The organism is Streptomyces sp. NPDC029169 (genome assembly GCF_055563935.1).
The window spans coordinates 56,113-75,958 of record NZ_JBVHXA010000002.1 but is presented as its reverse complement, the minus strand read 5'-3'; the positions used below and the strand labels follow the sequence as shown (position 1 = coordinate 75,958).

Here is a 19,846-nt window from a genome sequence, read left to right as displayed (position 1 = left end):
GGTATCTATTCGTCGAACCTCAAGACCGTCACCTCTGACGCATAGCGCGGGGGTCGCAGGAGGCACCGTGCTCACCGCGTTCGCCCGGGCGTTCAAGACGCCCGACCTGCGCAAGAAGCTGCTCTTCACACTCGGCATCATCGTGCTGTACCGGCTCGGGGCACACATCCCCGTCCCCGGTGTCAGTTACCAGGCCGTACAGCAGTGTGTGGACCAGGCCAGCCAGGGCAACAACTCCCTGTTCGGCCTGGTGAACATGTTCAGTGGCGGGGCGCTGCTGCAGATCACCATCTTCGCGCTCGGCATCATGCCGTACATCACGGCGAGCATCATCCTGCAGCTGTTGACCGTCGTGATCCCGCGCCTCGAAGCCCTCAAGAAGGAGGGACAGTCCGGCACGGCCAAGATCACGCAGTACACGCGTTATCTGACGGTCGCGCTCGCGATCCTCCAGGGCACCGGCCTCGTGGCGACGGCCCGTACCGGCGCCCTCTTCAGCGGCTGCACGGTGGCCAACCAGGTCGTCCCCGACCAGTCCATCTTCGTGACCGCGACGATGGTCATCACGATGACCGCGGGTACCTGCGTCGTCATGTGGCTCGGTGAGCTCATCACCGACCGCGGCATCGGCAACGGTATGTCGATCCTGATGTTCATCTCGATCGCCGCCGGCTTCCCGGGCGCCCTGTGGGCCATCAAGGAGAGCGGCAAGCTCGCCAAGGGCTGGATCGAGTTCGGCACCGTCATCCTGATCGGCTTCGTGATGGTGGCGCTCGTCGTCTTCGTCGAGCAGGCCCAGCGCCGCATCCCGGTGCAGTACGCGAAGCGGATGATCGGCCGCAGGTCCTACGGCGGAACGTCCACTTATATCCCGCTCAAGGTGAACCAGGCAGGTGTGATTCCTGTCATCTTCGCCTCGTCGCTGCTCTACATCCCGGCGTTGATCGCCCAGTTCTCGAACTCCACCGCGGGGTGGAAGACCTGGATCGAAGCCCACTTCGTCAAGGGTGACCACCCCTACTACATCGCTACGTACTTCCTCCTGATCGTGTTCTTCGCCTTCTTCTACGTGGCGATCTCGTTCAACCCCGAGGAAGTCGCGGACAACATGAAGAAGTATGGTGGCTTCATCCCGGGTATCCGGGCTGGTCGACCTACTGCCGAGTATCTGAGCTACGTGCTCAACCGGATCACTTGGCCGGGCTCGCTGTATCTGGGTCTGATCGCTCTTGTGCCGACGATGGCGTTGGCAGGCTTCGGCGGTGCCAATGCCAACTTCCCGTTCGGCGGGACGAGCATCCTCATCATCGTGGGTGTGGGGCTGGAGACCGTGAAGCAGATCGAGAGCCAGCTCCAGCAGCGCAATTACGAAGGGTTCCTCCGCTGATGCGAATCGTCCTCGTCGGACCGCCCGGGGCCGGCAAGGGTACGCAGGCCGCGTTCCTTGCCAAGAACCTGGACATTCCGCACATCTCCACGGGTGACCTGTTCCGTGCCAACATCTCGCAGGGCACGGAGCTGGGCATGAAGGCCAAGGCGTTCATGGACGCCGGTGACCTGGTGCCGGATGAGGTCACCATCGGGATGGCCAAGGACCGCATGGAGCAGCCCGACGCCGCCAACGGCTTCCTGCTCGACGGGTTCCCGCGGAACGTGGCCCAGGCCGAGGCGCTGGATGTGGTCCTCAAGGCCGAGGACATGCAGCTGGACGCGGTCCTGGACCTGGAGGTCCCCGAGGACGAGGTCGTGAAGCGGATCGCGGGTCGCCGCATCTGCCGCAACGACAGCGCGCACGTGTTCCACGTCACGTACACCCCGCCGAAGACCGAGGGCGTGTGCGACGTGTGTGGTGGCGAGCTCTACCAGCGCGACGACGACTCCGAGGAGACCGTCCGCCGGCGCCTGGAGGTCTACCACACGCAGACCGAGCCGATCATCGACTACTACCGGGCGCAGAACCTGGTCGTGACGATCTCGGCGCTCGGCAAGGTCGACGAGGTCACCGGCCGCGCCATGGCCGCGCTGAAGAAGAGCTGAAGGTGAGCTGACGCTCGCCACGGTTGTACGGATACGGCCGCGGTGCCCCTGGTGGGCGCCGCGGCCGTATCGTTGTTCTGTCCCGCGTACTCGCGCACAAGGCACAAGGAAAGGCCCCCGTCACGATGGTGCAGATCAAGACCCCCGAGCAGATCGCGAAGATGCGCGAGGCGGGGCTGGTCGTCGCGGCCATCCATGCGGCGACGCGTGAGGCGGCTGTGCCGGGCGCCACGACGAAGGACCTGGACGAGGTCGCGCGGAAGGTGATCGCGGACCACGGGGCGAAGTCGAACTTCCTCGGGTACGGCGGGTTCCCCGCCACGATCTGCACCTCGGTGAACGAGGTCGTCGTCCACGGCATCCCCGACGAGAAGACCGTCCTCAAGGACGGCGACATCATCTCCATCGACGCCGGCGCGATCGTCGACGGCTGGCACGGCGACGCGGCCTACACCGCGTTCGTGGGCACCGGTCACGCTCCGGAGCTGATCGAGCTCTCGCGGGTGACCGAGGAGTCGATGTGGGCCGGCATCGCCGCGATGAAGAACGGCAACCGGCTGGTGGACATCTCGCGGGCGATCGAGACGTACATCCGCCGCCAGCCGAAGCCGGGCGGCGGCAAGTACGGCATCGTCGAGGACTACGGCGGCCACGGCATCGGCACCGAGATGCACATGGACCCGCACCTGCTGAACTACGTCGCCCGCAAGCGCGGCAAGGGCCCGAAGCTGGTCCCCGGCTTCTGCCTGGCGATCGAGCCGATGGTCTCGCTCGGCACCCCGCACACGGAGGTCCTGTCGGACGACTGGACGGTCGTCTCCACGGACGGCACCTGGTCCTCGCACTGGGAGCACTCGGTGGCCCTGACGGAAGCCGGCCCCCTGGTCCTGACCGCCCCGGACGGCGGCAAGGCGAAGCTGGCGGAGCTGGGCGTGGTGGCGGCGCCGGACCCGCTGGTGTGAAGTGCGGCGTGGGGCCTTGCGTAAGGATCATCCGAGGTGGGCATTCTTCCCGGATTCGTCTTTTCCAGGGGCCTGACGTAGACTGATGCGTCGGCTCTCGTGTACCCGTGTGTCCGCATTCGGGGTCGAGAGTCGATCAAGGTAGCCGATTCGAAAGGCGAAGCGTGGCCAAGAAGCAAGGTGCCATCGAAATCGAGGGCACCGTGATCGAGTCCCTCCCGAACGCGATGTTCAAGGTGGAGCTCCAGAACGGTCACAAGGTCCTCGCGCACATCTCCGGCAAGATGCGGATGCACTACATCCGAATCCTCCCGGACGACCGGGTCGTCGTGGAGCTCTCTCCGTACGACCTGACGCGTGGCCGGATCGTCTACCGCTACAAGTAGATCTTGCCCGCACCCCGCCTCCGCGCGCGGGTGGTGGCACTGACCCGGAGAACCTCACACCCATGAAGGTCAAGCCGAGCGTCAAGAAGATCTGCGACAAGTGCAAGGTGATCCGCCGCCACGGTCGGGTCATGGTCATCTGCGACAACCTGCGCCACAAGCAGCGCCAGGGCTGACGCACGCCGACCGACCTGCATTTCGCAGTTCTTCGCGCGACGCATAGCAGTACGTACATACGCAGAGCCCGCCCAGCCCGCAAGGGTCGGCGGCACCTCCGGCGGGGGCCGGGGACCCGACCTGTACCTCATACGGCACGTCGGGAGCGGCTCTGTGGCAGACCCCCGAACACACAGGAGCCATTGAATGGCACGCGTTTCCGGTGTTGACATCCCGCGCGAAAAGCGCGTGGAGATCGCACTCACCTACGTCTTCGGTATCGGGCGTACCCGGTCCAAGGAGATCCTCGCCTCCACCGGCGTGAACCCGAACACCCGCGTTCGTGACCTGGCCGAAGAGGACCTGGTCAAGATCCGCGAGTACGTGGACGCCAACCTCCGCACCGAGGGCGACCTCCGCCGCGAGATCCAGGGCGACATCCGCCGCAAGATCGAGATCCAGTGCTACCAGGGCATCCGCCACCGTCGCGGCCTGCCGGTGCACGGTCAGCGCACGAGCACCAACGCGCGTACCCGCAAGGGCCCGCGTCGCGCGATCGCCGGTAAGAAGAAGCCGGGCAAGAAGTAGTCCTCAGCGGACGCTTGACCACACGGTCTTCGCTGTAGGACCGACCACCTCCCGTAGGAGATATAGATGCCCCCCAAGGGTCGTCAGGGCGCTGCCAAGAAGGTGCGCCGCAAGGAAAAGAAGAACGTCGCTCACGGCCACGCGCACATCAAGAGCACGTTCAACAACACGATCGTCTCGATCACGGACCCCGCGGGCAACGTGATCTCCTGGGCCTCCGCCGGCCACGTCGGCTTCAAGGGCTCGCGCAAGTCGACCCCGTTCGCCGCGCAGATGGCCGCCGAGTCGGCCGCTCGCCGCGCGCAGGAGCACGGCATGCGCAAGGTCGACGTCTTCGTCAAGGGTCCCGGCTCCGGCCGTGAGACCGCGATCCGCTCCCTCCAGGCCACGGGCCTCGAGGTCGGTTCGATCCAGGACGTCACCCCCACGCCGCACAACGGCTGCCGTCCGCCGAAGCGCCGCCGCGTCTGACGCTGTCGCGTCTCACGCACGGCGACCGGTAACGGTTGGTTTGAGGGTTGGGCGGTACGGCTCTTCGGAGGCGTGCCGCCCGTACCCTTGGTAGTACCTCTGTCGGACGTCAAATAGTGGGCGTCCACAACCGAAGGATTCACACCATGCTGATCGCTCAGCGTCCCTCGCTGACCGAAGAGGTCGTCGACGAGTTCCGTTCGCGGTTCGTCATCGAGCCCCTGGAGCCGGGCTTCGGCTACACGCTCGGCAACAGCCTCCGTCGTACGCTCCTCTCCTCGATCCCGGGTGCGGCTGTCACGTCCATCCGTATCGACGGTGTCCTGCACGAGTTCACCACCGTGCCGGGCGTCAAGGAGGACGTCACCGACCTCATCCTGAACATCAAGCAGCTGGTCGTCTCCTCGGAGCACGACGAGCCGGTCGTGATGTACCTGCGCAAGCAGGGCCCCGGCCTGGTCACCGCTGCTGACATCGCCCCGCCGGCCGGTGTCGAGGTGCACAACCCCGACCTGGTGCTCGCCACGCTGAACGGCAAGGGCAAGCTGGAGATGGAGCTGACCGTCGAGCGCGGTCGCGGCTACGTCTCCGCCGTGCAGAACAAGCAGGTGGGCCAGGAGATCGGCCGTATCCCGGTCGACTCCATCTACTCGCCGGTGCTCAAGGTCACGTACAAGGTCGAGGCGACCCGTGTCGAGCAGCGCACCGACTTCGACAAGCTGATCGTCGACGTCGAGACCAAGCAGGCCATGCGCCCGCGTGACGCCATGGCGTCCGCCGGTAAGACCCTGGTCGAGCTGTTCGGTCTGGCGCGCGAGCTCAACATCGACGCCGAGGGCATCGACATGGGCCCGTCCCCGACGGACGCCGCCCTGGCCGCCGACCTGGCGCTGCCGATCGAGGAGCTCGAGCTCACCGTTCGTTCGTACAACTGCCTCAAGCGTGAGGGCATCCACTCCGTGGGTGAGCTCGTGGCGCGCTCCGAGGCCGACCTGCTCGACATCCGCAACTTCGGTGCGAAGTCGATCGACGAGGTCAAGGCGAAGCTGGCCGGCATGGGCCTGGCCCTCAAGGACAGCCCGCCCGGATTCGACCCGACCGCTGCGGCGGACGCCTTCGGCGCCGACGACGATGCGGATGCGGGTTTCGTGGAGACCGAGCAGTACTAGTTCGTCTGCGGGCCGGCTTCGGCTGGTCGCGCAGTTCCCCGCGCCCCTATGGGGCGCGGGGTCTCCGACGGGTAACCGCTCGCTCGGACACTGACACCGGTACCTCATACGGCCGGTGCAGATCACAAGGAGAAACACCATGCCGCGTCCCGCCAAGGGTGCCCGCCTCGGTGGCAGCGCCGCTCACGAGCGTCTGCTGCTCGCCAACCTGGCGAAGTCCCTCTTCGAGCACGGCCGCATCACCACGACCGAGGCCAAGGCCCGCCGCCTGCGTCCGGTCGCCGAGCGCCTGATCACCAAGGCGAAGAAGGGCGACATCCACAACCGTCGCCTGGTGCTGCAGACGATCACGGACAAGGGCGTCGTCCACACGCTCTTCACCGAGATCGCCCCGCGCTACTCCGAGCGCCCGGGTGGCTACACCCGTATCACCAAGATCGGCAACCGTCGTGGCGACAACGCCCCGATGGCTGTGATCGAGCTGGTCGAGGGCGAGATCGCCAAGAAGGCGACCGTCGCCGAGGCCGAGGCCGCCGCCAAGCGCGCCGTCAAGGAGGCCGACGAGGCCGCCAAGGTCGAGGACACCAAGGTCGAGGACGCCGCTGAGGCCCCGGCCGAGGAGTCGAAGGACGCCTGAGCGTTCTGACGATCTCGTGAGCGGGCCCACACCCTCAGGGGTGCGGGCCCGCTCCCGTGTTTTGAGAGGATTTATCGCGTGAGTGACGACGTGCAGCCCGGTTTCGTACGAATTCGGCTCGACCTTTCGTACGACGGCAAGGACTTCTCCGGCTGGGCCAAGCAGGCCCGCGGGCAGCGGACCGTCCAGGGCGACATCGAGGACGCCCTGAAGACCGTGACCCGTTCCAAGGAGACGTACGAGCTGACCGTCGCCGGCCGCACCGACGCCGGTGTGCACGCCCGCGGCCAGGTCGCGCACGTCGATCTGCCCGTCGAGCTGTGGGCCGAGCACCAGGACAAGCTGCTGCGGCGGCTCGCCGGGCGGCTCTCCCACGACGTACGGGTGTGGAGGCTGACCGAGGCCCCGAGCGGCTTCAACGCGCGGTTCTCCGCCATCTGGCGTCGCTACGCCTACCGCGTCACCGACAACCCCGGCGGTGTCGACCCGCTCCTGCGCGGCCACGTCCTGTGGCACGACTGGACCCTCGACATGGACGCGATGAACGCCGCCGCCGAGCGGCTCGTCGGCGAGCACGACTTCGCCGCGTACTGCAAGAAGCGCGACGGCGCCACCACCATCCGTACGCTCCAGGAGCTCCGCTGGGAGCGGCGGCCCGGCGGGATCCTCGAGGCGACCGTGAAGGCGGACGCCTTCTGCCACAACATGGTCCGCTCGCTCGTCGGCGCGCTGCTGTTCGTCGGCGACGGACACCGCCCGGTGGACTGGCCCGCGAAGGTCCTTGCGGCGGGTGTGCGGGACTCGGCCGTGCACGTCGTCCGCCCGCACGGGCTCACCCTCGAGGAGGTCGGCTACCCGGCCGACGGGCTGCTGGCCGCCCGGAACCGTGAGGCCAGGAACAAGCGGTCGCTGCCCGGAAGTGGCTGCTGCTGACTTTTCAGCTTTTCCGGCATTTCGGGTTAAATGCCGTTCTCCCGCAGTCACGTCGCGGTGGGGTTTGTCACATAACGTCATAGATTCCCGTCACGTCACCTCGTTCCGTGCGAGGACGGCGGGCGGGAGTCTGTGATGAGTGCAACTGAGGCCCGGCATGTGGCCGGGGTCGGCGTAGGGCAGCGACAGCCGGAACCACGGCCGGTCGCGGATGGCCCGGGAGCGGGGCCGGTCGGGCTACTGCCCATGCCGCCATCGGACGACGAGCGATACGGGTATGCCAGACGCCGCCTCTGGTTGCTGACGGTCAGTTCGCTGATCAGCATGAGCTGCCTGGCGGTGAGTCAGTTCAGGCTGGCGTCCTCCACCCCGCTGCTGTGGATGTTCGCCCCGCTGCTCGCGTTCACGGTCGTCTACTACCTGATCTCGCTGAGGGTGAACGCCTTCAGCGGCGACTTCGACCTCGCGGGCCACCGCCGGCTCGTGCGGGAGTGGCGCCCGGCGCTCCACCCGTCGGTCGATGTCTTCCTGCCGGTGTGCGGGGAGTCCATCGAGGTCCTGCACAACACCTGGACCCATGTGCGGGCCATGGCCGACCGCTACCCGGGCGTCTGCGAGCCGTTCGTCCTCGACGACTCGGCCAGTCCGCAACTGCGGGCGATGGCGGCCGACTTCGGGTTCCGCTACGGCAGCCGCCCGAACCGCGGATGGTTCAAGAAGGCGGGAAACCTCCACTTCGGCTTCGGGCAGTCGGAGGGCACGTACATCCTCATCCTCGACGCCGACTTCGCCCCACGCGCCGACCTCCTCGAGGAGCTGCTTCCGTACATGGAGGCGGACGAGCGGACCGCCATCGTCCAGTCCCCGCAGTTCTTCCGGGTGCTCGACGCCCAGAACTGGATCGAGCGCGGGGCCGGAGCCGTACAGGAGCTGTTCTACCGGGCGGTCCAGGTCTCGCGGCAGCGGCGGGACGGCGCCATCTGCGTCGGGAGCTGCGCCGTCTACCGGCGCGCGGCGCTGGAGGAGAATGGCGGCACCACCCTGATCGAGCACTCCGAGGACGTCCACACCGGCTTCGACCTGCGGCGCCTCGGCTGGGACCTGCGCTATGTGCCGGTCGCGCTGTCGGCGGGGGTGTGCCCGGACAGCGCCGGTGCCTTCTTCAACCAGCAGTACCGCTGGTGCGCCGGCTCGATGAGCCTGCTGGGCAGCAAGAAGTTCTGGCAGGCCAGGCTCCGGTTCACCAGTCGGCTCTGCTACCTGTCCGGCTTCTTCTACTACATCCACACCGCGCTCTTCACCTTCGTCGCGCCGCTGGTGCCGATCGTGCTGCTCCTCGCCTTCCCCGACAAGCCCAGGGCCGAGTTCCTGTGGCTGGTGCTGCCCAGCGTCGTCTACACCACGATCGTCTTCCCGATGTGGCACCGGGTCCCGTACCGCCTTGAGGCCTGGGCCGTGCGCATGATGTACGGCTGGGCGCACGTCTTCGCGATCTGGGACATCCTCGGCGGCAACCGTATGGGCTGGCAGGCCACCGGGTCGTCCCACGCCAAGCGGAACGGGACGAGACGGTTCTGGATCGGCCTGTGGGTGTGGGGCGGGGGGACCGCCCTGCTGTGGGTCGTGGCCTCCGTCTGGCGCATGTTCACCATGAACGCGTACGACTTCGCCCTCCTGCTGTCCTCCGGGCTGTTCTACGCGCTGATCGTCGGGCGTGCCCTCGTGCAGCCCCGGACGGGAGGAGAGCACTGATGCCCCTGATGCGCCGATGCGTCCGGACGTCAGCCATGCTGCTCGTCGCTGTGACGCTCGCCCTGACCGGGTGTTCCGCGGACCCGCGGCCGAGTGCCGCGCCGCCGAGGAAGGCGGCCGGCCCGACACGGGCCGCCGTCGAGCTTCCCTTCGACGTACGGCCGTTGATCCATCCGGCGAAGAAGTACTTCGGCACCGCCGTGCCGAAGGCCCCGCACAACATGAAGGCCGTGGACGACTACACCGCGATGGTGGGCAAGCGGCCCAACCTCATCGAGTACTACGCGGCCTGGGGCGACGGGTTCAACATCACGGGGGTGCGCAACGCCTGGCAGTCCGGCGCGCTGACGATCCTGTCCTGGGAGCCGTTCGACACGACCCTCGGAGAGATCGCCGCCGGCGCCTCCGACACGTACATCGAGGAGTACGCCAGGGCGGTGCGCCGGCTGAACCTGCCCGTCGCGATCACCTTCGCGGACGAGATGAACGGCGCCTGGGAGAAGTGGGGGACGGAGAACACCACACCCGAGGAGTACGTGAGGGCCTGGCGGCACATCCACGACATCTTCACCGACGTCGGCGCGGCCAACGTGATCTGGGCCTGGTCGCCGAACGTGGTCAACCCGGTGAAGCACGTCGCCCTGAAGCCGTACTACCCCGGCGACGCCTACGTCGACTGGATCGGCCTGATCGGCTACTTCACCTATGACGAGGAGCCGGACGACTTCGACGAGCTCTTCGGGCCGACCATCACGCAGGTCCGTACGTTCACCGCCAAGCCGCTGATCGTCCTGGAGACGGCGGCCGAGCCCGGCAGCCGCCGGCCCGCCGATGTGCGCCAGCTCTTCGAGGGCGTCGCGGCGGCCCGCGACATCGTCGGCTTCGTCTGGTTCGACCACAAGGCGCCCCGCGCCGACTGGCGTCTTTCGGCGGGCCCCCCGGCCGCCCTCACCGAGTTCCGGCGGCAGGCCGCCGCCGACATCTACGGCTTCGACGTGCGGAAGGTCTGATGACGTCCACAGAGGCACGCCTGGCGTCCACAGAGTCACGTCCCGTCGCGTACCGCGTCCCCAGACCCCCGCAAGCGGCGTGGAGCGCGGCCGGCAGCCCCCGGCGCACCTGGGTCGCCCGGGTGGTCCTGCTCGCGATCCTGGCCCTGCAGGCGGTGCTCTCGCTCCGGCTGGACAACACCGCCTTCCAGGACGAGGCCCTCTACCTCAGCTCCGGCCATGTGCAGCTGGCCCATCTGCTGCACGGCACACCGGTGCCGACGGACTACGCGAGCTACTTCTCCGGCTCCCCTGTCCTCTACCCCGTCCTCGCCGCCCTGGTCGACAGCTGGTTCGGTCTGGCCGGCGCCCGCGTGCTCAGCCTGCTGTTCATGCTCGCCGCCACCACGCTGCTGTACGCGACGACCAAGCGGCTCTTCAACGAGCGGGCGGCGCTCGCCGCGGCCGCGCTGTTCGCCGTGACCCAGTCCACCGTCGTGCTCGGCTACTTCGCCACGTACGACGCGGCGGCGATCTTCCTGCTCGCCCTCGCGACCTGGATCGTCGTACGGACCGCCCGGGCCCACCCCGCACTGGTGCTCCTCGCCGCACCGGTCGCCGCGCTCGCGGTCGGCACCAAGTACGCCTCCGCGCTCTATCTGCCGACCCTGGCGCTCCTCGCCGCGCTCGTCGCCTGGCCGCACCGCAGCGGCACGGCGGGCGTCGTACGGGCCGTCCTGTTCGGGCTCGGAGTGGCCGGGCCGCTGGTGGCGGGGCTGTACCTGACGGACGTACTCGACGGTGTACGGGTCACCACCACGCAGCGCGCGCACGGCACCGACGCGGCCCTGGACCTGCTGGTGAAGTCGGCGTGGTGGAGCGGTCTGCTGTTCCTGACCGCGTGCGGAGGCGCCGTCGCGTACGCCGTCCGCGGCCGCATGAACGAATCGCCGCAGACCCGGGGCGTCCCGGTCCCCGGCCGGACCTGGCGCGTGCTGCTCGGCCTGGTGCTGTGCGGCACCGCTCTGCTCGCCCCGGCCTACCAGATCCACCTCGCCACCTCCGTGGCCCTCTACAAGCACCTGGGGTTCGGGCTCCTCTTCGCCGCGCCCATGGCCGGCGTCGGGCTGACCCGGCTCGTCGGCGCCCACTTCCGCCAGCCACAGCTGGCCTGCGCCCTGTGGGTCGTCATGCTCTGCCTCGGCATCTCCCAGTCGACCGAGCGGTTCGCCTCCTGGCCCGAGTCGAACCGGCTGAACGTGGCGCTCCGGCAGCTCGTGACCCCGGGCTCGGGGCGCTATCTCGCCTCGCAGCCGAACGTGGCCGTCTACTACCTGCGGGACATCACCGACCAGACCCGCTGGACCTCGCTCTACGGCATCGGGTACCGCGACGCCCGAGGCACCCTGCACCGCGGTGACGACGGCTACCGCAAGGCGCTCGCCGACGGCTGGTTCGACCTGGTCGTCCTTGACGGGCGCACGCCGCGGGACTGGGTCATCGCCAAGGCCCTCAAGGACAACGCCCACTACCGCCTGCTCGGACGCATCCCGTACGAGCGCGGCTGGAGTGCGGGCTTCTACCGAATCTGGGTGAAGCGATGACCTCAGCGATGACCTCAGCGATGACCAACTCAGCGGTACGGAGCTCGCCGCGCGGCACTCTCGCGTACTTCCTGCTGCCCACGGCCCTCGCGCTGGCCGTCATCGTCCCCGGCCTCGGCCGCCGCCAGATGTGGTTCGACGAGCACGCCACCTGGTGGGCGACCTCCCTCTCGTACCGGGACTTCAGCCGGCTGACCGGGAACATCGACCTCGTCTTCGTGCCCTTCTACTCCGCGATGCGGGCCTGGACCTGGCTGGTGGGGGCCTCGGCGGCCACCCTGAGGCTGCCCGAGGCCCTCGCCATGGCGGCCTCGGCGGGTCTGGTGGCCCTGATCGGCCGCCGGCTGTTCTCCGCGCGGGCGGGGGTCGTCGCCGGGCTGATCTTCGCGCTGGTACCGACGGTCACGCGGTACGGGCAGGAGGCGCGGCCGTACGCCTTCGCGATGTTCTTCGCGCTGCTGGCCACGCTCCTGCTGCTGCGCGCCCTGGACCGGCCCACCCTGGGCGTCTGGTCGGGCTACGCGCTGGCGGTCGCGCTGACCGGGTTCAGCCACATGGTCGCGCTCGCCGTCCTCGCGGCGCACGTCCTGCCCGTCCTGCGGGCCAGACGGGGCGGGGACCCGATCGCGCACTGGGCGTTCGGCTGCGCGGTCCTGGCCGGGACGTCCGCCGTCGTGCCCATGCTCTACCGGGGGGCGGCGCAGAGCGGCCAGATCGGCTGGAACGACGTCACCGACAGGGACCTGCGGATGTACGGGGTGGACCTGTTCGGGTCCGACGTCGTGTTCGGCACGGTGGCCGTGCTCGCGCTCGTGGGGCTGTGGGCCGCGCGCCACCGGGCCCCGTTCCCGGCGACCCGGGCCTTCCTGGTGACGTGGGCGGTGCTGCCGCCGGTGGTGACCGCCGCCACGGGGGCCTGGCTCCATCTCTTCCTGCCCCGGTACATGCTGTTCACCGTCCCGGCCTGGCTGCTGCTCGCGGCGGCCGGCGCGGTCCGGTGCTACGACCTGCTCACCGGAGCGGGCCGGAAGGGCCTCTGGTGGTGGGCGCGCGGCATGCTCGTGCTGACCGCGGTGTCGGCCGTCGTCGTGGTCCACGTGCTGCCCGCCCTGCACAAGGCCCGTCGGGACCTCGAATGGGAGCCCGACTACGCGGGCGCGGCGCGCGTCGTGGAGGCCGGGCAGCGCCCCGGCGACGGCATCGTCTTCCACCACGCCCTGAACTCGCGCCTGGCCCTGGCGTACGAGCTGCGCGACGCCCGCGACGGAGCCCGGCCCAAGGACGTCCTCATGAAGCGGGCGCCGCAGCAGACCGGCTGGTACTGGGGACACGAGTACGAGCCGCCCGGCAAGCACCTGGCCGGCACCCCCCGCGTGTGGTTCATCTCGCCCGGGGACGGCGATGCCTACGCGTACATGCCACGGGCGAAGGAGAAGGCGCTGAAGGACGGCTTCACGGTGGCCCGCACCGAGCGGCTGCGCCATGTGACGGTGCAGCTGCTGGAGCGGCGTACGGCCGCCCCGGCCCGTCCCGCGAGGCCCGTCCCGTCGCGTCCCGCGGCGAACGTGGCCGCCCCGGCCCGTCCTGCGGCGGGCGTGGCCGCCCCCGGCCGTCCCGCGGGGCCCGTCCCTTCGCGTCCCGCGGCGGGCGTGGCCGCCCCGGCCCGTCCTGCGGCGGGCGTGGCCGTCCCTTCGCGTCCCGCGGCGGGCGTGCGGGCTCAGCCCGCCGGTGCGCCCGCGGCCGCCGACGCCTGGGCGCGGCCGCGGGCGTAGATCTGGTTGAAGGCGAAGGTGCCCAGGTCGTCGCTGGCCTGGAAGACGGCCTTGTCGGAGGTGGTCACCCTCTTGCCGTCGGTGAAGCCGGCCTGGGTGAAGTAGGCGTACCGGCCGATCGAGTTCGCCCGGCGCAGACAGACCGTCGCGCGGCAGAAGTCCTTCACGCCCGACCCGGCGAGCGGGGCGATGCCGCCGCTCGCCTGGTTCTTCGCCTTCAGCGCCGCCGCCTCGTTCGGGAACACGGCCACGCCGACGGTGAGGGCGACCCCGTCCTTCACGTACGTGGCGCGGATCACCCGGTCGCAGCCGTTCTTCGACAGGACCGCGCCGAGACCGCCCTGCGCGACGCTTGCGCAGTTCGTCGTGGAGGAGGTCGCGCCCTTCGTGTAGGCGCGGCCGTTCATCGTCAGCTTCTTGCCCGGGAAGAGCCCCTCGGCGCTGAGCGGGGCCTTGTCCTTCTTCTCGTCCGAGATGAAGTCCTTGGGGTTGGGCGGGGGCGGCGGGGCGACGGAGGAGAACGTCGGGCCGGGGGTGGGGGAGTCGCTGGGGGAGGCGGAGCCGGTGGGGGTGACCTCGCCGTTCTTGCCCGTGGTGGTGGACCGGTTGCTGTTCACGACCGCCGTGGCGACGATCGCGCCGACCACGAGCGCCGCGAGCACGCCACCGCCGACCACCAGCAGGCGCTTACGGCGCCGGCCGGCCGCGGAGGCGTCGGCGAGGGCGCCCCAGTCGGGCGTCCCCGCATCCGGTGCGGCCGGAAACGGGTTCGGCTGCTGTCCGTACGGCTGCTGCCCGTACGGCGGCTGTCCCGGCTGCTGTCCCTGCGGCTGCCCGTACTGCGGCTGCCCGTACTGCGGCTGTCCGTACGGCTGTTGCGGCTCCTGCGGCCACTGGGGTCCCCCAAAGCTCATGCCGCGCATCCTAAACCGGTTGGGACAGAGCGGTGCGGGCGGCGACAATGCCCCTCATGGGACATGTCGAGGCCGCGCATCTGGAGTACTACCTTCCCGACGGGAGGGTCCTGCTCGCGGACGCCTCCTTCCGGGTCGGGGAGGGCGCGGTCGTCGCGCTGGTCGGCGCCAACGGCGCCGGGAAGACCACGCTGCTCCGGATGATCTCCGGGGAGCTCCAGCCGCACGGCGGCTCGGTCACCGTGAGCGGCGGGCTCGGCGTGATGCCGCAGTTCGTCGGCTCGGTGCGGGACGACCGTACGGTCCGTGACCTGCTGGTCTCCGTCGCCCAGCCCCGCATCCGCGAGGCCGCGAAGGCGGTCGACGAGGCCGAGCACCTGATCATGACGGTCGACGACGAGGCCGCCCAGATGAAGTACGCGCAGGCCCTCAGCGACTGGGCGGAGGTCCAGGGGTACGAGGCCGAGACCGTCTGGGACATGTGCACGATGGCTGCGCTCGGCGTGCCGTACGAGAAGGCGCAGTTCCGGGAGGTCCGCACGCTCAGCGGCGGCGAGCAGAAGCGGCTGGTCCTGGAGTCGCTGCTGCGCGGCACGGACGAGGTGCTGCTGCTCGACGAGCCGGACAACTATCTCGACGTCCCCGGGAAGCGGTGGCTGGAGGAGCGGCTCCGGGAGACCCGTAAGACCGTGCTCTTCATCTCCCACGACCGGGAACTGCTCGCCCGGGCCGCACAGAAGATCATCGCGGTCGAGCCGGGCCCGGCCGGGTCGGACGTCTGGGTGCACGGCGGCGGCTTCGAGACCTTCCACGACGCGCGGCGGGAGCGGTTCGCCCGCTTCGAGGAGCTGAAGCGGCGCTGGGAGGAGAAGCACGCGCAGCTGAAGAAGCTGGTGATCAACCTGCGGCAGGCGGCCGCGGTCAGCCATGAGATGGCGTCCCGGTACGCGGCGGCGCAGACCCGGCTGAAGAAGTTCGAGGAGGCCGGCCCGCCGCCGGAGCCGCCGCGGGAGCAGGACATCCGGATGCGGCTGCGCGGCGGCCGGACCGGTGTGCGGGCCGTGACCTGCGCGAACCTTGAGCTGACCGGCCTGATGAAGCCGTTCTCGCTGGAGATCTTCTACGGGGAGCGGGTCGCCGTCCTCGGTTCGAACGGCTCGGGCAAGTCGCACTTCCTGCGGCTGCTCGCCGGGGACCCGTCCGTGGCCCACACGGGCGAGTGGAAGCTGGGCGCGCGGGTCGTCCCGGGCCACTTCGCCCAGACCCACGCCCACCCGGAGCTCCAGGGGCGGTCCCTGGTGGACATCCTCTGGTCGGAGCATGCGAAGGACCGGGGCGGCGCGATGTCGGTGCTGCGGCGGTACGAGCTGGAGGGGCAGGGGGACCAGCCCTTCGAGAAGCTCTCCGGCGGCCAGCAGGCCCGCTTCCAGATCCTGCTGCTTGAGCTGTCCGGCACGACGGCCTTGCTCCTCGACGAGCCGACGGACAACCTGGACCTGGAGTCGGCGGAGGCGCTGCAGGACGGCCTGGAGTCGTACGACGGCACGGTGCTTGCGGTGACGCACGACCGGTGGTTCGCGAAGTCCTTCGACCGGTTCCTGGTCTTCGGGTCGGACGGGGTCGTACGGGAGACGTCCGAGCCGGTGTGGGACGAGCGACGGGTCGAGCGGGTGCGCTGACCTGGTGTCTCGCGCCGTTTTGACCCGTCGGGGGCGGCGCGGGTACTGTTGCGGTTTGTTATGCGTATTGGCTTCGTCGTTCTCACACGACGGGCCCTTACGCAGGTTCCCTGGAGCAGTTACCAGTGGCTCGCATACGGGCGGTGTTCCCGGCAGTGCAGGCCCCAGCTGCATGATCGCTTCAGGTGTGTCTGGACTCCATCCACTGAAGAAGCGAAGGCTACGAAGTGCGTACGTACAGCCCCAAGCCCGGCGATGTCACTCGCCAGTGGCACATCATCGACGCGCAGGACGTTGTCCTGGGCCGTCTGGCGACGACGGCTGCGAACCTCCTCCGGGGTAAGCACAAGCCCGTCTACGCGCCGCACATGGACATGGGCGACTTTGTCATCATCATCAACGCCGACAAGGTCCACCTCTCCGGCAACAAGAAGACCCAGAAGCTGGCGTACCGCCACTCCGGCTTCCCGGGTGGTCTGCGCTCCGTCCGCTACGACGAGCTGCTGGAGAAGAACCCCGAGAAGGCCGTCGAGAAGGCCATCAAGGGCATGATCCCCAAGAACTCCCTCGGCCGTCAGATGCTCTCGAAGCTGAAGGTCTACGCGGGCGAGAACCACCCGCACGCTGCCCAGCAGCCGGTCCCGTTCGAGATCACCCAGGTCGCGCAGTAGTTCCGGCCACACCCCCTAAGAACGAAAGAAATCTGAGGAGAATCGTGGCCGAGACCACTGTTGAGAACCCCATCGAGGGCGAGGAGACCTACGCCGAGGTCACCACCTTCGAGTCCGAGGTCCCCGTCGAGGGTGAGTACACCTCGGAGTCCCTGGCGTCCCGCTTCGGCGAGCCGCAGCCGGCCGCCGGCCTGGGCCGTCGCAAGAACGCCATCGCCCGCGTCCGGATCGTTCCGGGCACCGGCAAGTGGAAGATCAACGGGCGTACGCTCGAGGACTACTTCCCGAACAAGGTGCACCAGCAGGAAGTCAACGAGCCCTTCAAGGTGCTCGAGCTCGACAACCGCTACGACATCATCGCCCGCATCTCGGGTGGCGGCGTCTCCGGCCAGGCCGGCGCCCTGCGCCTCGGTGTGGCCCGCGCGCTGAACGAGGCGGATGTCGAGAACAACCGCCCGGCGCTGAAGAAGGCCGGCTTCCTCTCCCGCGACGACCGTGCGGTCGAGCGCAAGAAGGCCGGTCTCAAGAAGGCCCGCAAGGCCCCGCAGTACAGCAAGCGCTAATCGCCTGCTCGGTCTGCTTTGCACGTACGCCCCGGCGGCACTGCCCGTGCTGCCGGGGCGTACGTCTTTTCCTCCCCCTGGGCCTTTTCGGGCAGGTGTGACGTGAAAACGGGCATCAGGCGTTCAGGGGATCGCATTTTCGGAGCAGTTTCGGAGGACAGCTGTGGGACGACTCTTCGGCACGGACGGTGTGCGCGGTGTTGCCAACGCGGATCTGACGGCGGAGCTCGCGCTCGGCCTGTCGGTCGCGGCGGCGCATGTGCTCGCCGAGGCGGGGACCTTCGAGGGCCATCGGCCGACCGCGGTGGTCGGGCGTGACCCCCGTGCGTCGGGAGAGTTCCTGGAGGCCGCCGTCGTGGCGGGCCTCGCGAGCGCGGGCGTCGACGTCCTGCGCGTCGGCGTCCTGCCCACCCCCGCCGTGGCGTACCTCACCGGGGTACTCGGCGCCGACCTCGGCGTGATGCTGTCCGCATCGCACAACGCGATGCCCGACAACGGCATCAAGTTCTTCGCCCGCGGCGGCCACAAGCTCGCCGACGATCTCGAGGACCGGATCGAGTCCGTCTACGAGGAACACCGCACCGGCGCCCCATGGGAGCGGCCGACCGGCGCCGGCGTCGGCCGGGTCCGTGACTACGACGAGGGCTTCGACAAGTACGTCGCCCACCTCATCGCCGTCCTGCCGAACCGGCTCGACGGGCTCAAGGTCGTCCTCGACGAGGCGCACGGCGCGGCCTCGCACGTGTCGCCCGAGGCGTTCTCCCGGGCCGGCGCCCAGGTCGTCACGATCGGCGCGGAGCCGGACGGCCTCAACATCAACGACGGCTGCGGCTCCACCCACCTGGAGCTGCTCAAGGCCGCCGTCGTCGAGCACGGCGCCCACCTCGGCATCGCCCACGACGGCGACGCGGACCGCTGCCTCGCCGTCGACGCGTCCGGCGAGGAGGTCGACGGCGACCAGATCCTCGCCGTACTGGCGCTGGCCATGCGCGAGGCCGGGACGCTGCGCGGCGACACCGTCGTCGCGACCGTGATGTCGAACCTCGGCTTCAAGCTGGCCATGGAGCGCGAGGGCCTCCAGCTGGTGCAGACGGCGGTCGGCGACCGGTACGTGCTGGAGTCCATGAAGGAGCACGGCTACGCGCTCGGCGGCGAGCAGTCCGGGCACGTCATCGTGCTCGACCACGCCACCACAGGCGACGGCACCCTCACCGGCCTGATGCTGGCGGCGCGGATCGCGGCCACGGGCAAGTCCCTCGCGGAGCTGGCCGGGGTCATGGAGCGCCTGCCGCAGGTCCTCATCAACGTGCCCGACGTGGACAAGTCCCGGGTGAAGACCTCGGCCGAGCTGGCTGCGGCGGTCGGCGCGGCCGAGCGCGAACTGGGCACCACCGGCCGCGTACTGCTCCGCCCCTCGGGCACCGAGCCGCTCGTACGGGTGATGGTCGAGGCCGCTGACATCGAGCAGGCGCGGTCGGTGGCAGGCCGGCTGGCGGATGTGGTGAAGTCGGCACTGGGCTAGGCCTACTGGGTCCTGCTGGGTCCTGCTGGGTCCTGCTGGGTCCTGCTGGGTCCTGCTGGGTCCTGCTATGTCCTACCGGACGCGTGGCGCACCGGGCGGGCGGGTCATCCGTCCCCGCTGGGTGCGCCACAGCGCTTTCCAGGCCAGCAGGGTGAGGATGCCGGCCAGGATGATCCCGCCCAGGTTGAGCAGCAGCTGCTCGACGGAGCCCCACATCTGGCCGAACTCGCCGTAGCTCAGCGCCACGGCGGCGTTCGCGCCGGCCGGGACGGTGGTCACCGAGATCGCCACGCCCACCAGCGCGCCGGACTTGGCCGAGGTCAGGGAGAGCATGCCGGCCACGCCGGCCAGCAGCGCCACGACGAAGGAGAACGGGTCGGGCTGCCAGATGAAACTGGTGTTGGGGCGCGGGTCGTCGAGCATGTCCTGACGGAACTGGCCGATCCCGTCCATCCCCAGGCTGAAGATGGTCGTCGCGATGATCGCCGCGGCGAAGCCGACCAGGAGCGCGATCAGCGAGCGGGCGGCGAGCTTCGGGGCGCGCTGCACCACCGCCGTACAGATACCGGCGAGCGGTCCGAACTCCGGGCCGACGGCCATCGCGCCCACGATCAGGATCGCGTTGTCGAGGACCACACCGCAGGCCGCGATCATCGTCGCCACGATCATGAACGCGGCGTACGTGATCGTGAGGGTGGACTCCTCGTGGGTCGACTCGGACAGCTGCTCCCAGATCACCGCGTCCGCCGCCTCGCCCGGAGCCTCCTCCTCGGCGTGGTCGGCGCGCTCGGAGATCGACAGGTCGATGGTCTCGACGGCGATCGACCCCTCCTTGTCGATGCCCAACTCCCGCAGTCCGTGAAGGAGTTCCTCGCCGGCCTCGCGGGCCACGTCGACCAGCACGATGTCGCCCGCCGGCTCGCGGGCGACGCCCTGGAGCACCGCCAGATGGGTCGTGCCCACGGTCGTGTCGATGAGGTCGAGAACGGCGTCCGTGCGGACGGACGGGGTGATGATCCGCAGATGCAGCATGGCCGCACC

General features: G+C 69.3%; 20 protein-coding genes. 18 read left to right on the top strand and 2 right to left on the bottom strand.

Annotated features, from left to right (window positions below; genetic code table 11):
- The first annotated feature begins 67 nt into the window (after positions 1-67).
- The 14 genes from secY (at position 68) to ACZ4VI_RS03910 (ending at position 13,456) form a co-directional block, all read left to right on the top strand.
- Complete coding sequence (gene secY / locus ACZ4VI_RS03975; protein WP_467996401.1) at positions 68-1,387, top strand: preprotein translocase subunit SecY; 1,320 nt, start codon at positions 68-70, stop codon at positions 1,385-1,387.
- Positions 1,387-2,037, top strand: coding sequence for an adenylate kinase (locus ACZ4VI_RS03970; RefSeq protein ID WP_467996399.1), 651 nt, complete (start codon positions 1,387-1,389; stop codon positions 2,035-2,037). Before secY ends, ACZ4VI_RS03970 begins: the two co-directional genes overlap by 1 nt.
- Positions 2,038-2,162: 125 nt before the next feature.
- A complete protein-coding gene (gene map, locus ACZ4VI_RS03965) occupies positions 2,163-2,999 on the top strand; it encodes a type I methionyl aminopeptidase (protein ID WP_467996397.1) in 837 nt (278 codons plus the stop codon).
- Between the two features lie 164 nt (positions 3,000-3,163).
- A complete protein-coding gene (infA, locus tag ACZ4VI_RS03960) occupies positions 3,164-3,385 on the top strand; it encodes a translation initiation factor IF-1 (protein ID WP_003956442.1) in 222 nt (73 codons plus the stop codon).
- 62 nt (positions 3,386-3,447) lie between these two features.
- A complete protein-coding gene (rpmJ, locus tag ACZ4VI_RS03955) occupies positions 3,448-3,561 on the top strand; it encodes a 50S ribosomal protein L36 (RefSeq protein WP_003956441.1) in 114 nt (37 codons plus the stop codon).
- Between the two features lie 187 nt (positions 3,562-3,748).
- The gene (gene rpsM, locus ACZ4VI_RS03950; protein WP_007265919.1) at positions 3,749-4,129 is read left to right on the top strand and encodes a 30S ribosomal protein S13; all 381 of its coding nucleotides are present in this window, start codon (positions 3,749-3,751) and stop codon (positions 4,127-4,129) included.
- A 66-nt stretch (positions 4,130-4,195) separates the two neighbouring features.
- Entirely contained in the window at positions 4,196-4,600 is a 405-nt protein-coding gene (rpsK, locus tag ACZ4VI_RS03945; protein ID WP_006376016.1) for a 30S ribosomal protein S11, read from the top strand.
- A 146-nt stretch (positions 4,601-4,746) separates the two neighbouring features.
- Positions 4,747-5,769 (top strand): DNA-directed RNA polymerase subunit alpha, encoded by a 1,023-nt coding sequence (locus tag ACZ4VI_RS03940; protein ID WP_003966937.1) that lies wholly within the window; start codon positions 4,747-4,749, stop codon positions 5,767-5,769.
- A 139-nt stretch (positions 5,770-5,908) separates the two neighbouring features.
- A complete protein-coding gene (gene rplQ, locus ACZ4VI_RS03935; protein ID WP_361965454.1) occupies positions 5,909-6,406 on the top strand; it encodes a 50S ribosomal protein L17 in 498 nt (165 codons plus the stop codon).
- A 78-nt stretch (positions 6,407-6,484) separates the two neighbouring features.
- The gene (gene truA, locus ACZ4VI_RS03930) at positions 6,485-7,339 is read left to right on the top strand and encodes a tRNA pseudouridine(38-40) synthase TruA (RefSeq protein WP_467996395.1); all 855 of its coding nucleotides are present in this window, start codon (positions 6,485-6,487) and stop codon (positions 7,337-7,339) included.
- 246 nt (positions 7,340-7,585) lie between these two features.
- Positions 7,586-9,091 carry a glycosyltransferase family 2 protein gene (locus ACZ4VI_RS03925; RefSeq protein ID WP_467996393.1) on the top strand — a complete coding sequence of 502 codons (1,506 nt, stop codon included), beginning with the start codon at positions 7,586-7,588 and terminating at the stop codon, positions 9,089-9,091.
- A 35-nt stretch (positions 9,092-9,126) separates the two neighbouring features.
- A complete protein-coding gene (locus tag ACZ4VI_RS03920; protein ID WP_467996391.1) occupies positions 9,127-10,101 on the top strand; it encodes a glycoside hydrolase family 26 protein in 975 nt (324 codons plus the stop codon).
- Positions 10,101-11,684: a glycosyltransferase family 39 protein gene (locus tag ACZ4VI_RS03915; protein ID WP_467996389.1), complete on the top strand. Its 1,584-nt coding sequence runs from the start codon at positions 10,101-10,103 to the stop codon at positions 11,682-11,684. The genes ACZ4VI_RS03920 and ACZ4VI_RS03915 overlap by 1 nt, the downstream gene beginning before the upstream one ends.
- Positions 11,685-11,704: 20 nt before the next feature.
- Complete coding sequence (locus ACZ4VI_RS03910; RefSeq protein WP_467996387.1) at positions 11,705-13,456, top strand: glycosyltransferase family 39 protein; 1,752 nt, start codon at positions 11,705-11,707, stop codon at positions 13,454-13,456.
- Here ACZ4VI_RS03910 and ACZ4VI_RS03905 read toward each other — a convergent pair.
- On the bottom strand, positions 13,402-14,370 hold the full coding sequence (locus ACZ4VI_RS03905; RefSeq protein WP_467996386.1) for a hypothetical protein: 969 nt from the start codon (positions 14,368-14,370) through the stop codon (positions 13,402-13,404). The genes ACZ4VI_RS03910 and ACZ4VI_RS03905 overlap by 55 nt on opposite strands.
- Before the next feature lie 56 nt (positions 14,371-14,426).
- Between ACZ4VI_RS03905 and ACZ4VI_RS03900 the strand changes: the two genes are divergently transcribed.
- The 4 genes from ACZ4VI_RS03900 (at position 14,427) to glmM (ending at position 18,805) form a co-directional block, all read left to right on the top strand.
- Positions 14,427-16,049: an ABC-F family ATP-binding cassette domain-containing protein gene (locus ACZ4VI_RS03900; RefSeq protein ID WP_467996384.1), complete on the top strand. Its 1,623-nt coding sequence runs from the start codon at positions 14,427-14,429 to the stop codon at positions 16,047-16,049.
- A gap of 227 nt (positions 16,050-16,276) precedes the next feature.
- Positions 16,277-16,720 (top strand): 50S ribosomal protein L13, encoded by a 444-nt coding sequence (gene rplM / locus ACZ4VI_RS03895; protein ID WP_467996383.1) that lies wholly within the window; start codon positions 16,277-16,279, stop codon positions 16,718-16,720.
- Positions 16,721-16,764: 44 nt separating this feature from the next.
- Positions 16,765-17,283, top strand: a complete 519-nt coding sequence (gene rpsI, locus ACZ4VI_RS03890) for a 30S ribosomal protein S9 (RefSeq protein ID WP_467996381.1) — start codon at positions 16,765-16,767, stop codon at positions 17,281-17,283.
- A 163-nt stretch (positions 17,284-17,446) separates the two neighbouring features.
- Positions 17,447-18,805 carry a phosphoglucosamine mutase gene (glmM, locus tag ACZ4VI_RS03885; RefSeq protein ID WP_467996379.1) on the top strand — a complete coding sequence of 453 codons (1,359 nt, stop codon included), beginning with the start codon at positions 17,447-17,449 and terminating at the stop codon, positions 18,803-18,805.
- Positions 18,806-18,877: 72 nt separating this feature from the next.
- Here the strand turns inward: glmM and ACZ4VI_RS03880 are convergent, their stop codons facing one another.
- Positions 18,878-19,837 carry a DUF389 domain-containing protein gene (locus tag ACZ4VI_RS03880; RefSeq protein WP_467996377.1) on the bottom strand — a complete coding sequence of 320 codons (960 nt, stop codon included), beginning with the start codon at positions 19,835-19,837 and terminating at the stop codon, positions 18,878-18,880.
- Positions 19,838-19,846: the final 9 nt, after the last annotated feature.